The sequence below is a fragment of the Pedobacter petrophilus genome (assembly GCF_009674725.1).
Lineage (GTDB): Bacteria > Bacteroidota > Bacteroidia > Sphingobacteriales > Sphingobacteriaceae > Pedobacter > Pedobacter petrophilus.
Genome location: NZ_WKKH01000116.1, coordinates 1 through 1160, shown reverse-complemented (window position 1 = coordinate 1160; position 1160 = coordinate 1). Strand labels below are relative to the sequence as shown.

Sequence of the window (1160 nt, the reverse complement as noted above, 5' to 3'; positions counted from 1 at the left end):
GTTGCAGATGAGCTTGGAATAAACGATAGCCTTCTGAGTAAATGGAGACAGCGTGAGTCGGAGCCCAAACAGAGTCCTGTTTCCTTAACGGAAGACCAGAAATTGATTAAGAAGCTTCAAAAAGAGCTTAAGGATGCACAAATGGAACGTGATATATTAAAGAAGGCGGTCGGCATCTTTTCCAAGGGAGACGGGAGATATTCGGATTTATAAAAGAGCACCGAAGAATATTTCCAGTTGAAATGATGTGTAAGGTATTTCAGGTAAGCAACAGTGGTTTTTATTATTGGTTAAAGCATCCTAAGGGAAAACGGTTAGCCGATCAGGATGCTCTTCTGAGGGAAATAGATGAGGTTTACCAGGAAAAGAAGGGTATTTACGGTAGCCCGAGAATTACCGAGGAGCTGCGAAAAAAGGGAATAAAAACCTCCAGACCAAGAGTTGCCCGGTTGATGCGCAAATTTAATATACGCAGTATTGTACGCAAGAACTGGGTCAGTACCACAGATTCCAAACATAAATATCCGGTAGCTGAAAATATCTTGAACAGGGATTTTTATGCTGCAAGAATTGGGGAAAAATGGGTTTCCGACTTAACCTACATTCAAACAGCAGAGGGATGGTTATATCTTACCACTGTTATAGACCTGGCTGACAGAAAAGTTATCGGATGGTCATTGAGTGATGGAATGGATGCGAAAAGTACAACTGTTAAGGCATTTCAAATGGCGAAGATAAATAGGCCAGTGACGAGCAATCTGATTTTTCACTCAGACCGAGGAGTTCAATATGCTTGTGCCGAATTCAGGGTACAACTAAAAGAAATGCCAATCACGCAAAGTATGAGCAGAAAGGGAAATTGCTGGGATAATGCAGTGGCCGAAAGCTTCTTTAAAACGATGAAAACAGAAATGGTGTACCATAAAAAATTCAAGACCAGGGAACAGGCAAGTATAGCTATTTTCGAGTATATAGAAATATGGTATAACAGGAAAAGAAGCCATTCGACACTGGGTTATTTATCACCGATCGAGTTCGAAAATACATTAATTAATAATGAAAAAGCAGCTTAATATCCATTTTAGCGGAATCTAAAGTAATGCTTCTCAAAAAAAATAATCTGACAATAAAAAAACCTCTAGTATACTATTGCAATTCCA

General features: G+C 39.3%; 1 protein-coding gene and 1 pseudogene. Both read left to right on the top strand.

The window, feature by feature from the left end; all coding sequences use genetic code 11:
- Positions 1-213: pseudogene (locus GJU39_RS23285) on the top strand (hypothetical protein); the annotation flags it as partial.
- A complete protein-coding gene (locus GJU39_RS23280) occupies positions 156-1073 on the top strand; it encodes an IS3 family transposase (RefSeq protein ID WP_342448242.1) in 918 nt (305 codons plus the stop codon). The pseudogene GJU39_RS23285 and the gene GJU39_RS23280, both read left to right, overlap by 58 nt.
- The last annotated feature ends 87 nt before the right edge of the window (positions 1074-1160 follow it).